Annotated in this window: 19 protein-coding genes, 1 pseudogene and 1 riboswitch; of the genes and pseudogenes, 6 read left to right on the forward strand and 14 right to left on the reverse strand. The window is 66.7% G+C overall.

Features of this window, described 5'->3' with window-relative positions:
* Positions 1-1,953 (reverse strand): tetratricopeptide repeat protein (locus tag ACFVVO_RS35785; RefSeq protein WP_390060730.1); only part of this gene is annotated, 1,953 nt, incomplete at its 3' end.
* The gene (locus tag ACFVVO_RS35790; protein ID WP_390060732.1) at positions 1,950-2,384 is read right to left on the reverse strand and encodes a hypothetical protein; all 435 of its coding nucleotides are present in this window, start codon (positions 2,382-2,384) and stop codon (positions 1,950-1,952) included. The genes ACFVVO_RS35790 and ACFVVO_RS35785, both read right to left, overlap by 4 nt.
* Before the next feature lie 817 nt (positions 2,385-3,201).
* Between ACFVVO_RS35790 and ACFVVO_RS35795 the strand changes: the two genes are divergently transcribed.
* A complete protein-coding gene (locus tag ACFVVO_RS35795) occupies positions 3,202-3,492 on the forward strand; it encodes a hypothetical protein (RefSeq protein ID WP_390060734.1) in 291 nt (96 codons plus the stop codon).
* Between the two features lie 402 nt (positions 3,493-3,894).
* Here ACFVVO_RS35795 and ACFVVO_RS35800 read toward each other — a convergent pair whose 3' ends face one another.
* The 5 genes from ACFVVO_RS35800 to ACFVVO_RS35820 all read right to left on the reverse strand — a co-directional run bounded on the left by ACFVVO_RS35800 (position 3,895) and on the right by ACFVVO_RS35820 (position 8,724).
* Positions 3,895-4,488, reverse strand: coding sequence for a suppressor of fused domain protein (locus tag ACFVVO_RS35800; protein WP_390060736.1), 594 nt, complete (start codon positions 4,486-4,488; stop codon positions 3,895-3,897).
* A 261-nt stretch (positions 4,489-4,749) separates the two neighbouring features.
* Positions 4,750-5,178: a hypothetical protein gene (locus tag ACFVVO_RS35805; protein ID WP_390060738.1), complete on the reverse strand. Its 429-nt coding sequence runs from the start codon at positions 5,176-5,178 to the stop codon at positions 4,750-4,752.
* Between the two features lie 561 nt (positions 5,179-5,739).
* Complete coding sequence (locus ACFVVO_RS35810) at positions 5,740-6,600, reverse strand: IS481 family transposase (protein ID WP_390060740.1); 861 nt, start codon at positions 6,598-6,600, stop codon at positions 5,740-5,742.
* A 181-nt stretch (positions 6,601-6,781) separates the two neighbouring features.
* On the reverse strand, positions 6,782-7,540 hold the full coding sequence (locus tag ACFVVO_RS35815) for a DUF6308 family protein (RefSeq protein WP_390060799.1): 759 nt from the start codon (positions 7,538-7,540) through the stop codon (positions 6,782-6,784).
* A gap of 44 nt (positions 7,541-7,584) precedes the next feature.
* Entirely contained in the window at positions 7,585-8,724 is a 1,140-nt protein-coding gene (locus ACFVVO_RS35820; RefSeq protein ID WP_390060741.1) for a PucR family transcriptional regulator, read from the reverse strand.
* 87 nt (positions 8,725-8,811) lie between these two features.
* On the opposite strand from ACFVVO_RS35820, the gene ACFVVO_RS35825 reads away from it, so the two are divergent.
* Together ACFVVO_RS35825 and ACFVVO_RS35830 are read left to right on the forward strand one after the other, a co-directional pair.
* Complete coding sequence (locus ACFVVO_RS35825; RefSeq protein ID WP_390060743.1) at positions 8,812-9,879, forward strand: ferredoxin reductase; 1,068 nt, start codon at positions 8,812-8,814, stop codon at positions 9,877-9,879.
* 7 nt (positions 9,880-9,886) lie between these two features.
* Positions 9,887-11,005, forward strand: coding sequence for a fatty acid desaturase family protein (locus ACFVVO_RS35830; protein WP_390060744.1), 1,119 nt, complete (start codon positions 9,887-9,889; stop codon positions 11,003-11,005).
* A 602-nt stretch (positions 11,006-11,607) separates the two neighbouring features.
* Here ACFVVO_RS35830 and ACFVVO_RS35835 read toward each other — a convergent pair.
* The 3 genes from ACFVVO_RS35835 to ACFVVO_RS35845 all read right to left on the reverse strand — a co-directional run bounded on the left by ACFVVO_RS35835 (position 11,608) and on the right by ACFVVO_RS35845 (position 15,442).
* Positions 11,608-13,596, reverse strand: a complete 1,989-nt coding sequence (locus ACFVVO_RS35835; RefSeq protein WP_390060745.1) for a hypothetical protein — start codon at positions 13,594-13,596, stop codon at positions 11,608-11,610.
* Positions 13,597-14,359: 763 nt separating this feature from the next.
* Complete coding sequence (locus ACFVVO_RS35840) at positions 14,360-14,698, reverse strand: hypothetical protein (RefSeq protein WP_390060747.1); 339 nt, start codon at positions 14,696-14,698, stop codon at positions 14,360-14,362.
* A gap of 276 nt (positions 14,699-14,974) precedes the next feature.
* Positions 14,975-15,442, reverse strand: coding sequence for a DUF3293 domain-containing protein (locus tag ACFVVO_RS35845; protein WP_390060749.1), 468 nt, complete (start codon positions 15,440-15,442; stop codon positions 14,975-14,977).
* Between the two features lie 195 nt (positions 15,443-15,637).
* A riboswitch (SAM riboswitch) is annotated at positions 15,638-15,745 on the forward strand.
* Positions 15,746-15,801: 56 nt separating this feature from the next.
* Between ACFVVO_RS35845 and ACFVVO_RS35850 the strand changes: the two genes are divergently transcribed.
* Positions 15,802-16,143, forward strand: a complete 342-nt coding sequence (locus ACFVVO_RS35850) for a hypothetical protein (protein WP_390060751.1) — start codon at positions 15,802-15,804, stop codon at positions 16,141-16,143.
* 532 nt (positions 16,144-16,675) lie between these two features.
* On the opposite strand, the gene ACFVVO_RS35855 is transcribed toward ACFVVO_RS35850, so the two are convergent.
* The 3 genes from ACFVVO_RS35855 to ACFVVO_RS35865 form a co-directional block, all read right to left on the reverse strand.
* Positions 16,676-17,884, reverse strand: a complete 1,209-nt coding sequence (locus tag ACFVVO_RS35855; protein WP_390060753.1) for an RNA-guided endonuclease InsQ/TnpB family protein — start codon at positions 17,882-17,884, stop codon at positions 16,676-16,678.
* Positions 17,885-18,300: 416 nt separating this feature from the next.
* The gene (locus tag ACFVVO_RS35860; protein ID WP_390060755.1) at positions 18,301-18,681 is read right to left on the reverse strand and encodes a hypothetical protein; all 381 of its coding nucleotides are present in this window, start codon (positions 18,679-18,681) and stop codon (positions 18,301-18,303) included.
* Between the two features lie 412 nt (positions 18,682-19,093).
* Positions 19,094-19,561 carry a hypothetical protein gene (locus ACFVVO_RS35865; protein WP_390060800.1) on the reverse strand — a complete coding sequence of 156 codons (468 nt, stop codon included), beginning with the start codon at positions 19,559-19,561 and terminating at the stop codon, positions 19,094-19,096.
* Between the two features lie 90 nt (positions 19,562-19,651).
* On the opposite strand from ACFVVO_RS35865, the gene ACFVVO_RS35870 reads away from it, so the two are divergent.
* Together ACFVVO_RS35870 and ACFVVO_RS35875 are read left to right on the forward strand one after the other, a co-directional pair.
* A complete protein-coding gene (locus ACFVVO_RS35870) occupies positions 19,652-20,008 on the forward strand; it encodes a MerR family transcriptional regulator (RefSeq protein WP_390060757.1) in 357 nt (118 codons plus the stop codon).
* Positions 20,009-20,162: 154 nt separating this feature from the next.
* Positions 20,163-20,926: pseudogene (locus tag ACFVVO_RS35875) on the forward strand (IS5 family transposase).
* A 1,040-nt stretch (positions 20,927-21,966) separates the two neighbouring features.
* Here the strand turns inward: ACFVVO_RS35875 and ACFVVO_RS35880 are convergent.
* Positions 21,967-22,509 (reverse strand): TIGR00725 family protein, encoded by a 543-nt coding sequence (locus ACFVVO_RS35880; protein WP_390060758.1) that lies wholly within the window; start codon positions 22,507-22,509, stop codon positions 21,967-21,969.
* Positions 22,510-23,184: the final 675 nt, after the last annotated feature.

Here is a 23,184-nt window from a genome sequence, read left to right on the forward strand (position 1 = left end):
GGTGTCTCCCAGTACCTGTTCGTACTGGGCGAGGGTGGCCTCGAACAGAGGGATGGCCCGATCCAGGTCCCCCGCCGCCTGGTAGGCGCCAGCGAGGTCATTGCGGCTGGCCAGGGTGGAGGGGTGGGCGTCTCCTGACACCTGCTCGTACTGGGCGACGGTGGCCTCGAACAGAGGGATGGCCCGGTCCAGGTCCCCCGCCGCCTGATAAGCGAGCGCAGAGTTGTTGCGGCTGGCCAGCGTATATCGGTGGGTGTCTCCCAGTACCTGTTCGCACTGGGCGAGGGTGGCCTCGAACAGAGGGATGGCCCGGTCCAGGTCCCCCGCCGCCTGGTAGGCGCCAGCGAGGTTATTGCGGCTGGCCAGGGTGGAGGGGTGGGTGTCTCCCAGTACCTGTTCGTACTGGGCGAGGGTGGCCTCGAACAGAGGGATGGCCCGATCCAGGTCCCCCGCCGCCTGGTAGGCGCCAGCGAGGTTATTGCGGCTGGCCAGGGTGTCATAGTGAGTGGCGCCTAAGACTCGCTCGCACTGGGCGAGGGCGGCGGTGCGCAGCGCGATGGTATGGGCGTCGCGGCCTTGTCGGTAGAGGTATTGGGCGGCCTCGTGGTACGTGTTGACGGTACTGGTTGAGGCAGGACTGTCCGGTGGTGTGGACTCGGCCAGGGCCAAGATGTGTGGGAGCAGACGATCCCAGAGGGCAGTGGGTTCGAGCAGGGAGTCGTCCAGCGAGACGGGCAGGGCCTGTCGGACAGCCTGTTCGGCCTCCGCGCGGCCTGGGGAATAGGCATCGGGCTCCGACTGAGCCAAGGTGCGGGCGCGTAGGACGGTTTGTACGAGGCGGTGGACGCTGACGCCCTGGCGGTCATCGGTGAAGGCGATCATGTTGTAGGCGTGCAGTTCTCCGAGTGCATTGCCCAGGGCGATCGAGCTGGGGGCGAGCGGCGCGAGGAGGGTGCGGGGTATGTCGTCGGGGGCCAGCCATGCCATGGTGTGCAGGAGGGTGACGGCTAGCGGGTCGCGGCTTGCAATAGCGGTGAGTGTATGGTCCCAGATCCGGGCGATGGTCCGTTCGGGTTCGATGACGTCACGGTCTTCGTCTAGGACCAGTCCCAGTGATTGGCGGTAGGTGTCCAAGCTGATGCCCGTCCGGTAGATGTAGGCGCCGGCCTGCTCCAGAGCCAGCGGTAAACAGCCCAGATCCTTGGCTAGCCGCCGCGCCGCCTCTCGCTGGCCGCCGTTGGGCGTGAGGTTGGGGAAGGCGATCGTGCACAGCAGGTCGGCGGCCTCTTCCAGGGAGAGCAGGCCCAAAGCCATGGTGAGGGCTAGGGCGTGCCATCCGGTGGCTTTGCGGCTGGTGGCCAGATGGTGGCCGCCGGCCAGGGTGCCCAGGTAGGGACGCAGGTGTGCCGGTTCCTCAACGTTGTCGAAAATCAATAGCCAGTCCGGGTGGGCCTGCAACCAGGTGATCGCCCACGCCGCCCGCTCGTCTGGACCGGCTCCCTGCGCCCACTGCGGACACAGAGCCATGGCCAGCCCCGCCAAACAGGTCACGATCGCCTCGGGAGACTCGGCGGTGATCCACCACACCAGCGTGTACGCGCTCCGGTACCGGTCGGCGTAGTGCAGGGCCAAGGTGCTCTTGCCCACTCCGCCCAGACCGTGGATCGCCCGGACCCGCGACTGCACCACCGCGGCCGACCCTTCACCTGTCAGCATCCCCCGCAGATCGGTCAGTTCCTGCTCGCGGCCGACGAAGACCCCCGACACCGACTCCGGGAGGAACCCGGCCCCTGGCGGTGCCTGAACAGTCATCGCCCAGTGCACTGCCTCCGCTGGCAGCATCACGATCCGCGCGTTGTCCCCGCTGACCGCCACCCCGATCGACTCGGCCCCGATTGACCGATCGCCGGACACCTCCACCCGCATCTGCTCCTGCGGGGGTGTCGCGCTCACCGCTGTGACGGGTGAATGGTGGCGTTGTCGCCGGAGACCGCGATGCCGATGTGCTGGGCGCCGATCGCCCGATCCCCCGACACGTTCACCGTCACCCCGGCCGTCGGCAACAACCCGGCCACCTCACGCGCCAACTCTGCGTCCTCCCGCAACGCACGCTTGATCTGCTGCCGCAACGCCGCCGCCGCATCCGTGTCGTCTGGCTCCTCGGCAGCCTCTCGTACCGCCGACTCCAAAACAGCACGGCCCTCTTCGTCTCGCTGGCGCCACACCACCTGCAGAATTCGCCGGCCCAGACCCGCCGTCCCCTCGACTGCAGCGCCCACAGCCACGTCCTCGGCCCGGGTGAGTACTGCCGCCCCGTACGCGCCCACCGCCGCCGACAGATACGGACCGGCCTGCTCCACTAGCTGAACAATCTCTGTGCTCATGCGCACTCCTGACTACACGTCACTCGACTGCCCCAGGTGACCAAGGGTAAGAACACACAGCGTCCCATGAGTACAAAACGGTGAAATCATCCGCTGCGGTTCCATAGCCCACCCGATGCTCGGAGCGGGCCACTCGCCGAGTAGCCAGACGGGCTGCACTTCTGGCGGTCTCAGCTTGGAAAGCTGAGGTGATCTAGCGCCCGCTTCAGGGCTGACCTGCGGCGGAAGGGTGTCGGCACCTGGTGGGCGGTTCCGCTGGTTCTCCGCTGTTCCCCGAGGGCCCCGTACGATCTGGCACACGTCTGGCACGACCTCTTCGTCCCGAACTATGGGCGTGACGGTCGCTGACGGTCGCTGTGCTGGTAAAGCGTAGACGTCGGGCCGTTTCTGGTCGGGCACGGTCTTCACGGTTGCTGTACTTCGCTGCTGTACAGCATCAGCGCCTGAATGATCATAAAGTTCTCTGTGCTCAGTGGTCCGGGGTTCCGCTTAAAAGTCTAGTAAGAGGCTGTTTCGCCTGTGACGGGTGAGGCTGCCGAGGTGTCAGCCTGTGGCTGCGGAACTAGCCTTGTTTTGAAAGCCGCATATAGCAACGGCAACACGACCGGTCGACCCGGTTCCGCGTGCCACGGGACCAAGGCCGCAGCGGCCTCAGGCGCACTCCCCCGCGAAGCGCTGGAGGTCGACCGCGTACCTCCTGAAAACACGCGGTGACACCTGAAGACCGCGCCGCGGTTCTCTCTTCGCGGCGGCGGCCATCAATCTCGCGCATCCCCGAAAGGGGCACGAGAGAGCGATGGAACGGAAGGTATTTCTCATGCGAGCACAACGCGCGAGGCGTGTCCTCGCGGCGTCCGCTGCCGGTCTGCTCATGGCCGGTGGCGCCGCGATAGGCGCGGCAAGTACCGCTGCCGCGTCCACCTCCTCCTACGACCACGGCGGCTACAGCAGCGGCTGCGACGACTGGTGGGGTGGCAACTGCGACAACGGCGGCTACGGCGGTGACCACGGCTACGGCGGTGACCACGGTGGCGGCGGTGACCACGGTGGCGGCGGTGACCACGGTGGCGGCGGTGACCACGGTGGCGGCGGTGGCGGCGGCCACTGAGTCAGCCGATCCCAACGCACACGAGGCACGGCGTGCGGCCCCCAAACGGGACCGCACGCCGCGGTGGTTCAGGGCCCCGCTCTGCCTGGGGCGACGGTGTACGGGAGGGAGGCACCCTACGCACACCGATTCGACGTCAGGCTCTCGGTAGAGGCGCGCTTTAAGGGCAGCCCCCGGCGTAGCGCACGCGGTCGGCGTAGCGACTTTGGCCGGGAGTTTCAATGGGCGAGTCAAGCGCCGCGGTGTGCGACCAGTAGCCGAAGAAGTGAAGGGCCGGGTCTCTGACCTGCGGCCGCGTAATCGATCAACGCTGCGACCTGCGACTTAGCTGTCAGTGGTTGTCAGCGTTGGTCGTCGTTGAGCGCCCTCTGACGGCCCCGAGACGGCCCCGCTTACCCTTGCTTAGACGACTGCGGGCCTGCGCGGATCAACGGGGTTGATCTCGGCTTCGTCGAAGAGTTGCTCCAAGGCTTCGGTTCCATGCTTTCTGCGGAACGCGATCTCGGATGCGGTAACCGGTAGCAGCCAGAGCAAGCGGGCGTGTCCGTCTGGCAGGGCACACCGTTCAAGGTCGAGCCCGTGCAGGTAGGGCAGGCTGACAAGCAGATGCTCGCAGGTCGATCCAGGCGTCCAGGGTTCCCCCATCGGCAGGCTGTGGCCCAGCTCAAGACGGTGAGGCTCCGGCCCACCGCAGTGGTAGAAGGCCGTCATCGCGAGAACGTCCGCGAACCGCGGATCGCTGATCGGCGCCGTCATGATGAACTCCGTGCCGTGTCCCTGATGGTGGGCCCGTGCCCAGCATCCGACTGTGACGTAGGTCCAAGGGTTGCCACGTGGTCCCGGGCCTATCTCAAGGATCCGCAGGTCACGGACCATGCCGCGCCGCCCGTCGCCTAGGTCGTAATGCGCCGTCCTCACCGAGTGTCCGGCGAAGAACTGGCGCACGTGTCGATCAAGTGCTTCGGCGGCCCCATCCGTCGTCATACCGGGGATCATGTCAGGAGCCGAATAAGGTCGAGGGGGCGGTTCGACGTGAGGTCGGCAGAGTCTCAATGACTGAGCCAAGCGACGGGCGCCGGCCGATGGTGCGCACGGCGCCCGTACCCGGCCCAGACTTTGCGGTCTGGCTTCATCCTTATCAGGTCGATTACAAGGGGCCGAGGACACCCATCAACCGGCTTCCTGCCTTGAGTGATCGTCCGCTGAGGTCCGGCGCCGATCGCCACTGTTCGCGGTTGTTGGTGTCAGCCGCTGGTGTCAGCCAATCGACTCCCTCCCGAGGAACCGCAAAGCCTCCCCGCGGACGCCAGCGTCCTCGTCGGCTGTGAGTGCTTCGAGTTGCTGCACGAACTGGTCCAGCCGGCCATCGGCGATCATCCAGCTTTGATGGTTGAACACCTCCCCGTCGAGCTGGTCAGCAGTCCACCACGCCTCAGCCCGTGACAGCGCCGCAAGAACGGTGCGCAGACCAACAAGATCCCGTCGTTGCAGCAGTGCCTCCGCCGTTTCTTGCGTGACTCCAGTGTCGTGAGGGTCCAACAGAAGCCGTTCAAGGACTGGCGCGACTTCTTCTCGGCCTGCAATCGTCGCAAGCTGTCTGCCTGCGGCAGCTCTGCGAGACCATGACTCCGACTCGGCGTCGCGGAGCGCTGCCATGAATTCGCCTGCCCTTTGCTCCTGGCTCACGCAGCCATGTTGCCTTCCCCTGCGCCGCGTGCCTACTTCGTCTCCAAGGTCGACTCTGGTTGGTACCGGGCCAGCGTCCCCCAACCTCAACACCCCCAGCTCCCATCCCGTCCGCCGTCGCCCCACACACCGTGGAGCGGGCGTGGTTCATGGCGTCCAGGTGGAGCGCGCCACTGTACGAACGACCTGGACGCCATGGGCCGCGTCTGCTCGGCTCCGCCTGGGTCGACGGTGGACGGGATGGGAGCACTCCACGCACGCCACTACGGACCCGCAGTCGGCGACGGCGCCCCCGCCATCCCGGTGCCGGCCGATCCCCCGCCGGAGGCATTGTCCTGACCGTAGGCCGCGCTCTGTGGTACTCACCTCATGGCCACCGGCCCTATCCACATGTGGGCGCGCGTCGGCGCAGCCCGCGCGGAGCGGGCCGAAGGCAGGAGCGGCGCCCGCAGCGGAGCCGGGAGCGCGCCCGGCGGAGCGGAGCGCAGCCGGGGCTTGATGAGGTAGAGAAATCTGTAACAGCACAGGGGCTGATGGGTCTGTGCAACCGACGATGATCGTTTACGCCTGGGACGCGGTCTTCTGCTTGAGGCGTTCGTAAGGAGTCTGGCCGCCGAGGCCGCCGTGAGGGCGATGGTAGTTGTAGTAGTCCTCCCACTCGCGCAGCTTGTCGTTGAAGACCTCGGCGTCGTCGATGATGACGCCCTCCAGGAGCCGGTAGAACTCCTCGCCGTCGATACGGTGAGAGCGTTCGACCTTCCCGTTCAGCCGCGGTGTGCGGGGCTTTATGTAAGCGTGGCCGATGCCTTTGTCGAGCACGTGGAAGTGGAAGGCGGACTGGAACTCGGCTCCGTTGTCCGTCTGGATCACCTCGACCTGGAACGGCAGCCTCTGCAGGACGTAGTCGACGAACTGGATGGCAGTGGCCTGGTTGAGCGTCGGATAGATCTTCAGGACCCTCAGCCGGGTGCAGTCGTCGATCGCCGTGAACTGGTAGTACTTGTTGCGGCCGCCGCGCCGGCCTTGAGGCATGGAGGCGAGCGGTTCGATGAACTTCACGTCGATCTGCACGCGGTGGCCGGGCAGCTGCTTTTCGTAGCGCTTCCACCGGCGGTCGTGGCGCTTGTAGCGCTGGGAGGCCGGCAGACGGCCCATGTCCAGCCGGTTGAGGATCCGCCACACGCCCGACTTGCTGATGGTGACGTCGTGGTACCGCTTGAGGTACATCGCGATCTTCTCCGGCCCGAAGTGGTAGTTCTGCCGGAGGTAGATGATCTTCCCGACGACCTCCACGTGCGTGGCGTTCGGGCTGTGCTTGGGCGCCTTCGAGCGAGTGCGCAGCCCCTCGATGCCCTCGGCCTGGTAGCGGCGGTACCAGATGTAGTACGCCTGCCGACTGATGCCGAAGTACCGGCAACTCATGCAGCCGCGCCACCCACCGGTGAAACCTCCGTCATGCCGATGCGCCGCCTACAAGTTGGAAGGCTCCCCGGCTGCGCAGGCAGATGTCGGAAGAGTTATTCGCCGAAGCGGGCCTCGCCCGGCGAACGATGCCAGGCGTCAGCGACTCACGGACACGCCTCGCTCCAGTGCCCCGAACTGGTCAGGGGGTCGTTGACCCAGGCGAGTCGGCGCCCAGATTCCAGGCCACAACATCGAGGATCCGCAGCAGCGACACGTCGTTGGGAGCCTGCGCTGCCAGGGCCTTCCACTGCTCGGGCTGTTCCTCGAGGTCTTGGGCCATGCATGCGCCGAGAGTCGTGAAGAAGAGGGCCTCCGGGCGTCCCGGCGTGGGATGCAGCGGATAGTTGGCGCGCGTGCTGTAGTAGCAAGCCTTGACCCGCTGGTCGAAGAGCGGGACGAAAAGCGGACGCTTGCGGTGGAGGACCTTGGTCACCTTCGTCAGTCCGATGCCGGGCACCCTTGCCGGAGCGTCCAAGACGCCGATCAGGCCCTCAAGCAGGGGACCATGGCGACCACAGGCGACTGCGGTCTGCAGCGTCAGGTCCTGACGTATGGCGGCCAGCCCGGCATCCAGCGCCGGCCGCACAGCTTGCAGTGAGTACACAGCAGCCATCGTGGGGCCGGCGTTGAGGAGGAGCGGAGCGAGGAAGTCACCATCGTTCAACTCGTCCGGCCCGCTGCCTGTGGCCATACGGTCGTATGCCGGGTAAGCGAACGGCTTACCCCCCTGGGCGGCCGCGGCGGCTCTGTTCGCCGATTCATCGAAGTAGGAGCGAACCCACCGCGCCGCTACCCCGACCTCCACGCTCCGCCCGCCAACACGCACCTTCGGGTCTCTCAACGCCGCCCCCACCCGAACCGTCCCGGCTGCGAGGACGTCCAGGCAGACACCGAGCACGATGCCGGGATCCGCCGGGAGTTCGTGGACGGTCGAAGTACGCGTCAACTGGCCCGAAGACCGACCGCCAGCGTCAGTTCAAGGACCCGGTGTGGCGATGCGAGATCCGGAAACAGCTCCCGCAGCTGCGACATCCGGTACCGGACTGTCTGGGGATGGACGTACAACGCTGCCGCCACCTCGTCCCGCCTGCCCTGGTGCAGCAGCCACGCCCGCAACGTCTCCTCCAGCCGCCGTGCGGTCGCGACAGGCAAGGTGCGCAACGGTGCGAGGGCTCGGGCACGCAGGTCTGCGAACGCGTCCACGTCGGCGCTCAGCACCAGCTCGGGCAGGTGGTCCTCGGTGTCGCGGATATCAGAGGAGAGGGAGCGCGCGCGTACGGCTCGTGCGTACGAGGCGTACGCACGAGTCCATGGCCGGGCCGGGCCGACCACGGCGGTGCGGTCGGTCAGCTGCCGCAAGAGATGTGATCGGTCGGCATCGGGGACGAGCAGCACACCGGTGGCGTCCGGCAGATCGTCGAGGACGAGGGTGCTCGGGTCGAGCGCGCGGTAGGCAGGCCGGGCCTGGGCGGCGGGCAGCAGGACCGCCGTCAGCGTAACCGGAGGCTGCCATCCGGCCCGTTGAGCAGAGGCCAGCAGCACGTCCGGGCTCGCTCCGGCGAGGAGGTCGCGGGCCAGGTGTTCCAGGTGGCGCTCGTGGGCCCTGCCCCGGGCGGCCAGTTCGTCGGCGTGGCCCGCGGCGCTCGCGGCGGAGAGCTCGTCGATGTAGGCGAAGGTCAGCTCGGCGAACTTGGCGACCTCGGCGGCGGGCAGACCTGCGGACACGGCGCCCGCTGCCAGGCATCGCCAGGCCACGCGGGCGCCGACGCGGTAGGCGCTGAGCAGGGCGTCCATCGAACGGCCGTCGCGCACCTCGCCGCGGCCCAGCTCGTAGGCCGCGTCACCGCCATCGCCGCCCGCGGCGTTCCCGCTCGCGAGGTCCAGGTAGTGCCCGAGGGCGGTGCGAACGGCTCGGCGGATGGTGCCGCCCATGCTGCCCGAGAGGGCGCCTGCGTAGGGAGGGACCTCGTCGATGATCGCCTGGACGACCTCGTCGGCGGTGGTCTTCAGCGCGGCCCGAAGTGCGGTGACCGTCGTCTCATCCAGGGCCAGTTCGCTGGCCCTCTGGGTTACACGACTCACGTTTTTATTCCCTGCGAACAATTCCACCCACCAGATTCACGTCCTACGGTCAGGACTTTACGCCCTGAGACGCAGCAAGCTGGAGTCATGACGAGTGCAGCCCTTCGCAGCAGGGCGTGGAAACTGCTGGAGATGGTCACGACGCCGCTGCTGCCGTCGGACTACCTCGACCTGGTCAGCCCACTGCGTGCGGGCGCCGACCTGCGGGGGCGCATCGAGGCCGTGCACCCCGAGACGGATGACGCCGCGACTGTCGTGATCAGGCCGGGACGGGGCTGGCGCGGCCACACAGCCGGTCAGTACGTGCGGATCGGGGTCGACGTCGACGGGGTGCGCCTGTGGCGTGCCTACTCCATCACCTCGCCGACGAACCGCCAGGACGGCCGCGTCACGATCACCGTGAAGGCGATCCCGGACGGCAAGGTCAGCAACCACCTGGTCCGCAGGACGAAACCGGGCACGTTGATCCAGCTCGACCAGGCGACCGGTGACTTCGTGCTGCCGCAGGCCAAGCCCGCCAAGGTGCTCTACCTGACGGCCGGCAGCGGCATCACGCCCGTGATGGGCATGCTGCGCGACATCGAGTTCGACGACGTCGTCACGGTCCACTGCGCGCCACGGCCGCAGGACGTGATCTTCCGCAACGAACTGCACGACCTGGTCGCGGACAAGAAGCTGCGGCTCATCGAGGTGCACACCGACACCGACGGCATGCTCGACATCGCCCGTCTCGACGAACTCGTGCCCGACTGGGCCGAGCGCGAGACCTGGGCTTGCGGGCCCGCGGGCCTGCTCGACGCCGCCGAAGAGCACTGGAGCGAGCACGGCGTCCAAGAGCGCCTGCACACCGAACGCTTCCGCCCCGGCATCGTCGTCGCCGGCGACGGATGCGGCGGCGGCGGCGAGGTCACGTTCAGCGCCACCGGCAAGACCGTCGACGCGGACGGCGCTACGCCGTTGCTGGACGTCGGCGAGGAGGCCGGCGTGCTCATGCCGTCCGGGTGCCGCATGGGCATCTGCTTCGGCTGCGTCACGCCGCTCAAGGCGGGCGCCGTCCGCGACCTGCGCACCGGCGAGATCACCGAGGCCGAGCCGGGCGTCCTCATCCAGACCTGTGTGTCCGCCGCGGCGGGCCCTTGCGACATCGACCGGTAGGAGCACCTTGACCGCCATCGACCCCACCGCCCACCTGACGGCGGAGCAGATCGAGGAGCTCGGCCACGAGCTGGACGCGATCCGCGACGAAGTGATCGCCGGACGCGGCGAGAAAGACGCCGCCTACATCCGTAGGGTCATCTCGGCGCAGCGCAAGCTCGAGCTGGTCAGCAGGGGCGTGCTGCTGTTCTCGATCTTCCCGCCGGCGTGGCTGCTCGGCACCGCCGGTCTGTCCGTGGCGAAGATCATGGACAACATGGAGATCGGCCACAACATCCTGCACGGCCAGTGGGACTGGATGCGGGACCCGAAGATCCACTCCACCACCTGGGAATGGGATCACGTCTCGCCGGCCGACCAGTGGAAGCACTCGCACAACGAGCTGCACCACACGTACACCAACGTGATCGGCAAGGACAACGACCTCGGCTACGGCATCATGCGCGTCGACGAGGACCAGAAGTGGCACCCGTTCCACCTCGGCCAGCCGCTGTGGAACTTCATCAACGCCTGCTTCTTCGAGTACGGCATCGCAGCTTACGACCTGGAGCTCGGCAAGAACCTGAACAAGCGCCGCCGCAAGAACCCGGAGTTCCGCGCGCGGGCCAAGGCCGTGGGCCGCAAGATCCGCAAGCAGGTGCTCAAGGACTACGTGATCCACCCGCTGCTGTCGGGCCCGTCGTTCCTCCCCACGCTCGCCGCCACGTTCACCGCGAACCTGGTCCGCAACATCTGGTCCCACTCCGTGATCATGTGCGGGCACTTCCCCGAGGGCGTACAGGTCTTCGAGCGCCGGTCGATCAAGGACGAGACGCGTGGCCAGTGGTACCTGCGCCAGATGATGGGCTCGGCGAACATCAGCGGCAGCAGGGCCATGCACTTCATGACGGGTAACCTGTCGCACCAGATCGAGCACCACCTGTTCCCGGACCTGCCGAGCAACCGGTACGCCGAGGTCGCAGTGAAGGTGCGCGCGCTGTTCGAGAAGTACGAGCTGGAGTACGTCACCGGACCGCTGCTCAAACAGGTGTTCTCCGCCTGGCGCAAGGTCTTCCGGCTCTCGCTACCGAACAAGAAGCCCGAGGTCAAGACGCCGGACCGTGAGCAGGAGCTCGTCGCCGCCTGATTGTTACAAGCGCCTGGCTCACGAACCCGAGGTCAGGCGCCCTTGTCCGCAGGCTCCAGAATCGCCACGCACTCCACGTGATGCGCCATCGAAAACACGTCAGGAGGCACGGAGAGAGAAAAAAGAAAAGGTCAGAGCGCTCTTGCGGTGTTCGGGGCGGCCAGCGACGTGCTGGAGCGTCACAACGCGGCAGACTTCTCCGGGGGGCAAACCCGACAGGCCACCTGCACGAATGGCTGGTCTCAAACGCTCACGTTCGCGCGTGACACCCGGACGCAGGCCGTGCCTCGGACCGGGCCGACATGACGAGCAGCCACTATTCGGAATCACGGTGCATCTGCACCCACCGGCCGTTCAGTCGGAGGGGCGCGACTCGCCACTCCACGAAACGCGACGGCACCAGACGCTGCCTTCCCAGAACAGGAGCTGCCCCGATGACCAGCGGAAGCGCGCCCACGCCGGACGCCTCGACGTTAGTGTCGTACGTCTTCGCCCAGGCCGGTGCGTCCGGGTCCGCGAGCTTCTCGCAGGCACCCACGATCTCGGCCTCCGCGAAGGCGCCGATGAACCAAAGGACGTAGCGGGCCTCTCGGATCGCATGGTCAACCCTTCAGACGCCCGTTGTCCGGCCGTGCGACCTCGGCGAGGTACTCGTCGATGCGCCTGCGGACCGCCGACTCGTCACCGTAGCGGTCACCAAGTGCACGGAAGAACGTCAGACCTTCCCCGTCGTCTGGTTCGAAGCCCCCGAATACCGTGACGTGCTCGTAGTTCTCGAGATCCCCCTCGAGAGCGGCCTCGGGAGCTTCATCGAGACCACCGATCAGGGCGTGGACGATGTTGGCTACAAACCGGGAGCTGCCCGCCTGTTCGACGGCGAAACTAACCAGGTCTCCCCTCGACAACGTGAGATCCCTGTCCCAGTTCTCCTCGGAGAAGTCCTCCCAGTACGCGTTGAGGCCCGGTCGCACCTCTCCTATGCTCTGGCTTCCTCGGCCGCTCGAGATGCCGCCGCCCTCGAAGTCGCAGAGCACCTCGAGGAAGCCACGGTTCAGCTGGATCTCCTCGTCGTCCACGGGGATCACCACCCAGTCACCGTCGACCGTGGCGGCCAAGTGCGATGTGCCGTTGACGTCGAGGCGCAGCGGTATCAGGTCGTCGTGTCGGCGGATGAAGTCCTCGTTCGCGCACTCGTAGTCGTCCCAGTCCTCTCCGTACAGCTCCTCCCAAGTGTTCCTTGCGGGGCTGGCGGTGAAGCGGATGGCATCGGCCACAGCATGAGGGGCGGAGGTCGAGATGTCCACGGCGGCCGTGGGCGGGAAGGTAAGCAGGTCCGGGACCACGGCGAGGGCGAGGGCCACCGGATCGCTCCCGGGCTCGTAAGTGCCCAGCACGGTCACCGCCTCCTGAGCCGGCCCCTGGTCCTTCAGCAGCTGAAGGACCCCGTCACGTACGCAGAGCGCATATTCCGCCTCCTCGCCGTCTACGGGTGACACACAGACCGTCAGGAACGACTCGAGCGGCATGGTGGAGACGGCATGCCGCCAGCCCTTGCCGAACAGGGCGGGGCCGTCGTAGATGGCCACGAGCCTGTATGCGTCGTCACCCCCCAAGGTCTGCGGCGGTTGGACGGGAAGGACACTTGGCCGGGGACCGCCGTAGTGCCGGATGATCAGTTCGCGGGGGTCCGGGCCGGCACCCGCGTAGAAGGCGAGAGCATGTCCTCGTACGAGCAACTGGTCGTACCAACGCAGTTCCGCGGGGTCCCTGTCATACACGGTTGCCAGAAGGAACTGCCGTGCTCTGCGGGGGTTGAGGCGCTGTACGGGTGGCCAGGAGACATCCGCATTCGCGTTCAACGGCAGGATGACATCCTTGTCCCCGTTTCCATCGGCTCCCTGCGAGGCTCGTCCGTCCTCGTCCTCGTCCTCGTCCTCGAAGTCGTCGTCCGACTCATCAAAGTCGCCCTGCGACTGATCAAGGACGGCCTGCACCGGGCGGGGGTTGGGGAACACCGACACCAGCGACGCCGATTTGAAGCGGGCGCTGAAGAGCTTGGTGCTGGGCCGCTCGAAGCGGCCAACGGAACGTGCCAGCAGGCGGCCGTCCACCGTCCGGTAGAAGGCCACGTTGACCTCCTCCCCCAGCCATTCTTCGAGCTCGTAGGTCGAACCGAGGTCCCCGCCGGAAGTGACTTCGGCCGTTTCAAACAGGGTTTCAGCCTCGGTCCGATCGAGCGACTCCAGGCCCTCAACGGCCGCAGCCGCCGCCCTGAGCCTCTCATCCTGCTCCTCGAAGACCCGGTCGGGGATGGCGACACCGACGAGGTAGCAACCGTTTCCGGCTCGCCAGTCCGAGGTGAGTTCATAGGAGGCGTCCAGGAGCACCTCCTCGGCGGCGTCGCAGACAAGGGCGTCGATCTCTGGGTCGTCGCCCGGAACAATGGCGGGAGGCAGGTCCGGCACGTTGAGCACCTCCAGGGTGTCGGCGTTGCCGGGCTGCTCCGAGATCACCACGATCGAGTAGGTGCCAGAGCTCCCGTTGCGCTCGACACGGGCGTACGAGGAGCTGATGGTGTCTTCGAGGGGCACGGAGTTCTCTTTTTCCTTGTCGGGCGTCGTCTGACGGGGTGGACGGATGCGGACGGCGCTCCTCGTCCGCACCCGCAGATAGGGCAGGACACGCCTGCGCAGAGGATCGGCCGAGGCAGGCCTTCCACGCGGCCAGCGGCCCCCGCAGTCGGGGCAGGCGTACAGCGACGGCTCGGGGCACACCTCGTGGACGATGACGTGCAAGACCCGGCTGGTCACCGGATGGCGCCGGGACTCAGGCGAGGCCCCGGCACCCGCCGGTAGTTCGGTCTCGAGTGATGCGGCGCAGTGCGGGCATCGCGAGGGCGGGGCCACAGCAGCACTCCTCAAGTCTGTGTGATGGCTCCTCGGCCGATGCCGCGGAGGTGTGTGCTTGTCCCTAACGTCGCCAAGCGGTCGAATTTCGTTCCCCTACGGTCCGCGAGCCGCGGGCGATCAGCCAGGTTGTCGGTCGGAGGCAGACGCGAGGCCCGGTCCGGCCATAGAGTCGTTCAGGAGGCCCGTCGGGCGCCGCCCTAAGTGAAGGGGACGACGCCCGTGGCGTGCTTCGTCCGGACTCAGCGCGGCCGCTCTCGCGTCGGAGAAGGTGATCAAGGACGTGACACGCCAGATGCCGCCGAACGGCGGATAGACGGCGCCCTCCAGCGCGGCCTCCGCCGGGCCATCGAACAACTGATCCGACATGCGCCACAACGGGCCCCCTGCGGCAGGAGCTGAGGGAGATGGGCGGCCACCTCTGCTCCCCGCCCGCGGGGGATGGTCCCTACTTGTGCTCCAGATCCAGGGGGTTGTCGTCGGCGTCGATGTACTGCTCCGTGTCGGTGTAGCCCATGTTGAGGCTGTTGCGGCGCCGCCTGCCGATGGAGAGCACGCGCAGTTCCAGGCGCTTCGTCCAGCCCGCCACGTCGGCCGGGGAGACTGGCCCGACCTCGCACTGGCCCAGCCAGAGCACGGGGTCGAAGCGGTCCGAGGTGCCGGTGAGGGCAGCGGCGAGGTTGAAGGCGATGTTTCGGCGGGCGTGGAAGTCCTGGTCGTCGGATTCAGCGATGGCCGCGGAGATGGTTTCGTAGTCGGCGCGGCTCATCTGTCGGTTCGTGGCCATGGGGTTCCTTCTGGCTCGAGGTGGTTGCTGTTCGGGGGTACGGCACGGGTCGCCGGGCTCGGATGTCGAGTCGGACGGCCCGCACGCAGGGGGGCGTATGAATCACGCAGCGATGGACGTGCGCTGTCCTCCGATGGCGCGGCCGCTGCTCAGACGGGCGGACTGACCGGCGCTGTCTCTGGCCCGGCAGGCGGAGGTGCTGTAGGAGGACGTGCGGGAGCCTTTCCAGGCGCCCTTCGCTTGCTCCCCGCACCCGCGGGGATGGTCCCAATAGCGTCACGCACGAGGACGGCGCCTATGTCCGTTGCGCCGCCGTCGCAGGACAGCAAAGACCAGGCGCCGGGGGGGCCAGGCGAAGACCGCGTCCTGGCCCACGCACCGCCCCGGTTCACGCGCCGCCGAGTCGCTCCGGCCGGCGATGGCGACGCTCTGCTCGATGTGGGTGCCGTGCCCATCGCCTCCCGCAGCGGGCGCCAGCCCTTGCCGGTCGAGCTCGTCGAGGAGCCGGGCCTGGGTGCGGGCGTTGTCTTCGGCGAGGGTGGGACGGCCGTGGAGGTCGCACGCCGTGACGACGTGGAGGGCGGCGGTGCCGACAGGTCCCAGGAGTTCAGGGAAAGGGCCCTCGGCCATGCCCTGCGGACGCGGTTCGACCCGTACCGTTCGGTCCGGCATTCGGATATCGACGACCGTCCGCCGGTAGAGCTCCTCGTTCGGGGGTGTGGTCGCAGCGTCAATGACCTGCATGAGGGCCTCCTGTGGACGAAGGACCCCCTTACCCACCGGCAGGGAGATCGGTGCTCGCTCCCACAGCACCGTGGGAGTCGGTCCTCGGCGCGATGGGCGTCGTGACCGAGCGGAATGTTGCCACACCACCGGTCAAGGGGTAAAGCGTTGTGGATCACCTTGTGCAAGATCCAGACGGATGTTACCTTCGCGCCCGGTCACGAGTTCCAGCGTCAAGCCCCGGCTGCTGGACGACATCCCGTTTGCCGCGGATGCCCCGGGTGACGACCGGCCAGCGCGCGGTGCGTTGGGAAACCGCAGATCACCGGGGTGCGGGTGTGCACTACCGGGGTCCATCGACTCCGGAGGGTTGACCGCCCGTGCCCGTTTCCGACGCGATCCCCGAATTGCCGACGGGGCGACAGGCCCAGAAGCCTGAGCCGACGCCCGGACCCGCCATGTCCGCAGTCGCAGAGCCGGACCGCGCGGGCCTGGTGACCATCGGCCTTGACGCTGCCCGGACGCTGTTCTGCACGGCTGAGGCGAGCGGCTCCGGCCGGCCTGGAACTGACGAGATCTTCGACGAGTGGCTCGACAGCGGATTCGACGTCGCCTCCTACCGCAGCGAGGACCGACCCCTTCAGGCACGTGCTGTCAGCCAGGGGGATCGTGTTCCCGGATCGCTGATCAACTGCCGTATTGGAACCTCTCGGCCGCCTTGAGTCGTAACACCTCGAGAAACTACTGGCGTTCGGCGGTCAGCCCGCCCCCTTGTGGATACCGCATGCCCCGGCCATACCGCACGCCCGACGAGCCGTCAGCCTCTGCGACACCACGAGTTCAACCTCAGTAGCGGTAGTTCCCCCTGCGGGCCGCACGTCTCGGCACCGTCGTTCTGTGAGGCCTTGGTAGGCGGGAAATTCGGCTGGCGGACTCTGACTGAGGTGGCTCGCCGATCAGCGTCGAGCGATCGCGACCTGTTGTGTCCCTGCACAGTTCACTGGCCCAGTTCACTGGTGCTCGGCCACTAGACCACGACGTGCTGCGGACCTAGTCTCTGACCCGCCCGCATACGGAAACCCTCCTTCCGTTCGCCGATGAGGGCTGACACCTGCCTGCCCGCGCCTAGTCGCCCTTGCATCTCTCGTTGCCCAGGAACAGCCCGCCCCCTGTCCCGCCCGAGTGCGCCGGCGAACAGGGCAGCAGAGCGGACGACCGGATCAGAAAGGAAGGCCCGTTGACTTCCTCCCCCGCCTAAAGGCGGGGGATTCCAGCGGTCGCCCGCTGGGGTTCCTGCTTCATCGACGACCGCCCCGTCCGGGAGGACTCCCGTTGAGGTCTTACACCGTCTCCACAGGCAGACGCCGCCAGCCCGGCGGCCAGGATGTTGCGTGCCGCGTTCACGTCGCGGTCATGCACGGCGCCGCAGTCGCACGTCCACTCGCGGACGTTCAGCGGCAGCTTCTCGCGGACCGTGCCGCAGTTCCCGCACAGCTTCGAGCTGGGGAAGAAGCGGTCGATCGCGACGAGTTCGCGCCCGTACCAGGCGCACTTGTACTCCAGCATGGAGCGAAGTCCCGTCCACGACGCGTCGGAGATGGCTCGCGCGAGCGAGTGGTTCTTCAGCAGGTTGCGGACGGTGAGGTCCTCGATCACGACCGTTTGGTTCTCACGGACGAGCCGAGTCGACAGCTTGTGCAGGAAGTCGCGGCGCCGGTCGGCGATCCGCGCGTGGATGCGAGCGACCTTAACCCGGGCCTTCTCGCGGTTGGCCGAGCCCTTCGCCTTCCGCGACAGCTCGCGCTGGGCGCGGGCGAAGCGGGCGCGGTCGCGGCGTTCGTGCTTCGGGTTGGTGATCTTCTCGCCGGTGGACAGCGTCACCAGGGACGTGATCCCGGCGTCGATGCCGACGGCCTGCGTGGTTGCGGGCGCGGGCATGATGGTGTCCTCGCACAGCAGGGACACGAACCAACGCCCGGCCGCGTCGCGGGACACGGTCACGGTCGTCGGCTCCACGCCTTCGGGCAGAGGACGCGACCAGCGGATGTCCAGTGGCTGGGCCATCTTCGCCAGCGTCAGCTTCCCGTCACGCCACTTGAACGCGCTGCGGGTGTACTCGGCCGACGCTCGGGACTTCTTCCGGCTCTTGTAGCGCGGATACTTCGCTCGCTTGGTAAAGAAGTTCCCGAACGCCGTCTGAAGATGGCGCAGCGCCTGCTGAAGAGGGACGCAGGACACCTCCGCCAGGAAGGCCAGTTCCTCGGTCTTCTTCCACTCCGTCAGCGCCGCCGACGACTGCACGTAGGAGACGCGGCGCTGCTCCCCGTACCACGCGCGAGTGCGCTCCCCCAACGCCTTATTGTACACGAGGCGGACGCAGCCGAACGTGCGGGACAGCTCAGCTGCCTGCTCGTCCGTGGGGTAGAAGCGGTACTTGAACGCCCGCTTGACCTGCTGCGTCATAGCTCACACCCTATCAGTTCCCGTGTGAGCGGCGGTTCGGCCGGTGGCCATAGACGGCGAATCGCCCTGGCGGCGATTCGCCTTTCCCTGCCCCGCTACGCGAGAGCTTCGTTTCCTCCCCGGCCTGAAGGCCGGGGTATCCACGAAGGAGACCCGATGACCATTCGCTTCGCCATCTGGGACCACGTCACCGAAGTCGTCGGCGCGGCCGCAACGGCCTGAACGCGGACCAGAACCGCAAGCCCCCACGCCCCAACACACCGTCAGACGCCCCCAAGTCCAACAACGTGACAACGCCCTGCAGGCGCATGGGCAGTCCGACAACGGGACGGGCCGTCAGGCGGGCAAGCCACCACGCGCGGAGCAGCAGGCAGCCGTTGACCGAACGGCTGCCTGCTGCAGACGCGTTGGGACCGTTAGCCGGCCCAGACGCCGGAGTTATACGCGTCCGAGGCGAAGTAGAACTGGAACGGGGTGCCGTCCTTGACACCGGTGGCTACCACAGTCCACTGACCCGCCGGCGCGTACTTGTAGGAGTTGCACGTACTGCCCCCTGACGTCGGGTAGAAGCACACCTCCACATAGGCGGACTGGTTGGTCTTGATGTTGATGTCGGCGCAGTTGCTCGTCGTGGTGAGTCGGCCTGTGGTGGGGTACCACCTGGCACCTGTCGGTTTCGTGTACGACTTCGCGCTGCCGTAGCAGGACGTGACTGCGGCCTGGGCGGTCGGCGCGACTATCAGGGTGCTGCCGATGAACGCAGCGGAGAGCAGGCCTACGGTCAAGTGCTTGCGCAACTTCACGTCTCCCTTTCTGACATGCGGAAAGGAGCCAGTTTGCCCGTTGGTTTCCGTATCACCATGGGTGGCTCCATCGGCCACTGAACTGTGAGCCATCAGCCTGCGCTCATCGGGCGCACCACCGCGACGTCTTGTGCCACGATTCGATGAGGTTCGAAGGGTTGTGGTCGCGGGACCGCGCGTCCGGACAGCGGGAGGGGCGTGATCGAGCTCACCGTGAACGCCGTCGGGCTCGCCCGTTCCCGCTTCGCCGTCTCGCCGCTGCATGAAATCGTCGCGACGCTGCTGCCCTGGGGCCTGCAACCGGTCCCTGAGCCTTTTCCAACCTGGTGCGCTGGCACGGCAGTTGCTCCTAGCGGAGTGACGAGGCCACTGGCGAATGGGTTTTCGGCCAACACTCGTCTGGGTATTACCGGCCCGCGTCGCCGAGCGGTTGTCCGGCAGAGGGGTCCATAAGGTCGGTGCGTCGAGCCCGCCACCACGGCACAAGCTGGACGACGCCGAACGCCACCTCGGCAACGAAGAACAGCCACAGCCAGCGCGGGGCACCGTGTGCCAGCGCATACGCCTGCCACGCGGCGAAAAGCGTGCGCGCGATGCCGTCGAACAGTCCGTGCACTGGCAGCGGGTTGATGATCCGGAGCAGCGCCCAGACGACCACCACTGAACCCATCAGATTCGCGTAAAGGATCTCTATCGGGTCGAGGGCAGGCAGGGCGCCCAGCCCGAACGCGTCACCGATCTTCGACAGCGCGTCGTGCACCAGGGCGTAGGTCCACGGCGTGGCGAAACCGGCTGTGACCACGAGGTCGTACCAAGCACTTGTGCGTACGACGCGAAGATAGGCGGGGTGGGAAGGGGCGAAAAGACGGAACACGGCGAGGCTCCTGCTGGTCTCCTGCACGGACGCCACGACGGTAAACAGTGGAGTACTGTCCAAGGTCAAGTCCGCAGTTCAGGGAGAGCCGTGCGTATCGGGGAGCTGGCCGCGCAAGCGGGACTGACCAGGGACACCATCCGTTTCTACGAGAAGATCGGTCTCGTCACGGGGCGGCGTCTGGCCAACGGTTATCGCGACTTCCCGCCGGAGGCAGTGCCCTGGCTGCAGTACGTCCGCACCGCACAGACGCTCGGCTTCTCGCTGGCCGAGATCGCACAGACCGGCGAGGAACTGCGGAACGCGCCCGACACCGCCGAGGCGTTGTCCACGCTGTTGAAGGAGAAGATCAAGGTTATCGATGCGCGTATGGCGCAGCTTGCCGCCCTGCGGGCCGAGCTCGACGCACGTGTTGGCACCGGATGCCCGCTGCGGGCGGCTGGCTGAGCCGGGTGAGCATCGACAAACAGGCCTAGACCTCTCTCAAGGCATTTTCCCACCCTGATCGCGCCGTGGGCGAGTTGGCCAGCTGTACAACGCGACGAAGCTCCTGGTAGTTGGGGTCACGACCAAGATCACCCATCCTGGTCAGGAGCTTCGTTTGCTTGCCTACCCGTCGTCGATCGATCTGTCCAGCCGCGCCCTGCGCTACCTGAGTGAGCAACTGCGGGCTGGGCGACACGAGATCGGGACGCGCTGGCGGCGGCTTCCCGTCGGCCGGCAGGCTCTGCTTGTGCTTGCCCACCTGCGGTGCGGGGACACCTACGTCCAACTCGCCGCCGGGTTCGGCGTCGGTATCGCGACCGTGTATCGCTACATACGCGAGGCCGTTGACGTCTTGGCCGCCATTGCCCCGCCCCTGGCCTCAGCGATGATCACAGCGCGCAGGAAGGCGTTCGTGATCCTGGACGGCACGCTCCTGCCGATCGACCGGATCGCTGTCGACCGGCCATTCTACTCGGGCAAGCACAAGAAGCACGGCATGAATGTGCAGGTCATCGCCGACCCGAAGGGCCGTCTCCTGTGGGCTTCACCGGCCTCCCCGGTGCCCTTCATGACGTCCGGGCCGCTCGCGAGCACGGCATCATCGCCGCTCTCACCGAGGCCGGCATCACCTGCTGGGCAGACAAGGGCTACCAGGGCGCAGGCGGCGCGGTACGCGTCCCTTACCGCGGCCGATGGGACCGCCTGTCCACCGGCCAGCAGGCCGTCAACCGATCCCACGCGAAGATCCGGGCGCTGGTCGAACAGGCCGTCGCCACCCTCAAGTCCTGGCGACTTCTCCGCAAGCTCCGCTGCTCGACGACCCGGATCACGAGCCTCGTCCAAGCCGTCCTCACCCTCCACCTGACCAGCTCAGGCTGAGCATGGAAAAGGCTCCCTGAGGCCAATCCGTGGCTCGCCGGTTCCGAACTGCCTATGGGCGTGCTGCGAGCCATGGCACGAGGTGGTATATACGTGGTCCCAAAAGCCGCGGACGAGCTACGGCGCTACTGGGCGCTGGCCTTCGCCCGCACCGGGAGGCCGCCAAGAACACTCTCGACACGGAGGTCGACCGATGCGCCGGCATATTGGCCAGGGAGCGGCCAGGCGTTTCAACTCCCCGCCTCCCGACATCCGGTGGGCGGAGGGCACCCTGCGTGTCGAGGGTCGGTTTCGGATCCCGCTGCCGGTGCCCCTCGTGGTCGTCGTGTCATCGCTCATCGCGCCCCGACCGACCGTGGTAGTGGGCCCCACACGTGACGGAAGCACGGCCCCTTATTCTCATCCGTCCCGTGCGCGACAAGGCTATGGCCGGCGCCCTCGCTCCAACAGCCCCTTCCGCTGAATTGGCCAGGCTGCTCGGCCCCACCCGTGCTGGGGTACTCGCCGTGCTCACGCAACCAGCCTCCATCACGCAGCTGGCCGCACGCCAGTTCCTCAGCCCCGCCACAGTCTCGTACCGACGCTACGGAAGTCGGTTTGGAAGGCAGCAGGTAACCAAAGTTGGCCGCACATACCATGACACGCGTTCCAGTACTGTCTCGGCGAAAGATGCACCACTCAGTAATGATTGCCGGACAGGGCGACGGAATACTGCAGGAGATGGGGCAACGCCCACTGTCGATTCTATTTTCTCAGCAATCTCCGACATATGGGCGCGCAATACTTTGATCCATTGGTAGGAACTGAACGCCACCAATAGCCAACCGATACAAAGCACTAAGCTGAAGACCGCCATCGAGATTCGACTGATCCCCATCTGACGCGTAGTGCCGCCTGCGGCAACAGCCACGAGGGCACTCTGCACCAACAGAAAGAGGTCATCCGGCTAGAGAAAAGCTGCAGGTCAGAATCATAGTGTGCCTGCGCCCGATCGTAGGCGTGCCAAAGATCTGCACGATCTGTTTCATTAGGTAAAGGCATCATACGACCTCACCTGTTGCGGTGCCGGGGCCAACCATCGAGACCACCATCCCTACCGCATCCTCCACCGAAACAGCCATCCGTAGCTCTGCAATCTCAGACTTGCCAGGCACTCGCACTTCCCATCCGCCGATTACAATCGTGGGCTTGCTCGTTCGTACAGCCAGCGCCAATTCACTCAGGGTTCCCCAACTGCCGCCTACGACGATCACAGCGTCAGCGCTCCTTACGACCAGGCCATTGCGCAGTTCACCAAGGCCGGTCGGCAAAGCTACTGAAAGGAAGGCGTTTCCCTTTGCCCGCGAAGCTCCTGGAAGGAGTCCGACCGTGATACCCCCCTCGCTCTGCGCCCCCTGGCACACTGCCTCCATGACTCCCCCGAGTCCGCCGCAGACCACGATGCAGTGTTGCTGCGCCAGAAGCCTTCCCAGTCGATGAGCCGTCTCAACCTCGGATGGCGTTGCCGCCTCAGGCCCGACTACTGCGACGTACGGCACCCTGCGAGGTACAAGAGTGGACTGTGACGATGCGCTTTTGGACATAGTGGGTCTCCCAAGTCTAATTTCTCTCTGCGCTTGATCACCTGAGTCTGGCGCGAGAGCTTCTTTGGTGGCCCACCGACATACGACAACAGGCAGGCCTCGCACCACGTTCCGGCTGCCGCAGCCAGATGGACAATCAGTGATTCCCGGCGGCGGCTGATCAAACGTTATGGGGCAGCGAACAGGCAGGCCGCCGCTGCGTGCGGCTGGTCACCACCCGCAATCCATCCCTGCTACCCGTCGAGCCCTGGCCGCCAAGGCGAGCGCGAGGGCGATCGCCAGGTCGGTGGCGGGCCCCTGCTTCAGGTGGAGCGAATGCCCCCGCCCAATCCAGGGCCGTGCTGACCCGGGACCACCCACCCCTGCCCGAGGTCCTGAGGGACGCCCCATCGCAGGCCACCGAATGTTGGGCCCCCCTTTGCGTCTGACGAACCGTCTGAGTGCCGAGCAGTGCGCCGCCGGCGCTGATCCCGCTCTCGCCGCCGAGCGGATCCTTCACCGGCTGCACGACAACGGGCCCGCCGCCGTGGACGACCCGGCTGTCTCGTCGAAGAGGGCGTCCAGGCGGGTGACGCGACTGCTGGGGTTGCGCTGCGTAGTGCCGGTGAGTCCGTTCAGGGAGGCGGGCTTGATGTTGACCAGCCGGACCCGACGGCCGGGCTGAATGTCCTCCAG

This window comes from Streptomyces sp. NPDC058145 (genome assembly GCF_042884245.1).
GTDB lineage: Bacteria > Actinomycetota > Actinomycetes > Streptomycetales > Streptomycetaceae > Streptomyces.

Excerpts from the sequence above, each read along its gene's own strand:
- ACFVVO_RS35790 (WP_390060732.1), bottom strand. The coding sequence starts at position 2,384 with ATGAGCACAGAGATTGTTCAGCTAGTGGAGCAGGCCGGTCCGTATCTG.
- ACFVVO_RS35795 (WP_390060734.1), top strand. The coding sequence starts at position 3,202 with ATGCGAGCACAACGCGCGAGGCGTGTCCTCGCGGCGTCCGCTGCCGGT.
- ACFVVO_RS35800 (WP_390060736.1), bottom strand. The coding sequence starts at position 4,488 with ATGATCCCCGGTATGACGACGGATGGGGCCGCCGAAGCACTTGATCGA.
- ACFVVO_RS35810 (WP_390060740.1), bottom strand. The coding sequence starts at position 6,600 with ATGAGTTGCCGGTACTTCGGCATCAGTCGGCAGGCGTACTACATCTGG.
- ACFVVO_RS35825 (WP_390060743.1), top strand. The coding sequence starts at position 8,812 with ATGACGAGTGCAGCCCTTCGCAGCAGGGCGTGGAAACTGCTGGAGATG.
- ACFVVO_RS35840 (WP_390060747.1), bottom strand. The coding sequence starts at position 14,698 with ATGGCCACGAACCGACAGATGAGCCGCGCCGACTACGAAACCATCTCC.
- ACFVVO_RS35845 (WP_390060749.1), bottom strand. The coding sequence starts at position 15,442 with ATGCAGGTCATTGACGCTGCGACCACACCCCCGAACGAGGAGCTCTAC.
- ACFVVO_RS35855 (WP_390060753.1), bottom strand. The coding sequence starts at position 17,884 with ATGACGCAGCAGGTCAAGCGGGCGTTCAAGTACCGCTTCTACCCCACG.
- ACFVVO_RS35880 (WP_390060758.1), bottom strand. The coding sequence starts at position 22,509 with ATGTCCAAAAGCGCATCGTCACAGTCCACTCTTGTACCTCGCAGGGTG.